Annotated in this window: 1 protein-coding gene; it reads left to right on the top strand. The window is 73.2% G+C overall.

Going from position 1 to position 254, the window contains the following annotated elements:
* Nucleotides 1-254: enoyl-CoA hydratase-related protein (locus tag C662_RS19700; protein ID WP_002934998.1), on the top strand; the 254-nt coding region annotated here is incomplete at both ends.

Raw genomic sequence — 254 nt, 5'->3', positions numbered from 1 at the left:
ACCTGGTTCCTGCCCCAGCGCGTCGGCATGGCACGCGCCATGGGCCTGGCCCTGCTCGCCGACAAGCTGCCCGCGGAGAAGGCCGCCGACTGGGGCCTGATCTGGGCCGCGTACGACGACGCCGAGTTCGGCGCCAAGGTCGACGCGCTCGCCACCCAGCTCGCCGCCATGCCCACCAAGGCGCTGGTGCGCACCCGCCAGGCCATGCACGCCGCCCCCGGCCACACCCTCGAACAGCAGCTCTCCTTCGAAGG

This window comes from Thauera sp. 28 (assembly GCF_000310145.2).
Lineage (GTDB): Bacteria > Pseudomonadota > Gammaproteobacteria > Burkholderiales > Rhodocyclaceae > Thauera > Thauera mechernichensis.
The sequence above is the reverse complement of the archived record's forward strand: the minus strand, read 5'-3'. Positions and strand labels throughout refer to the sequence as shown.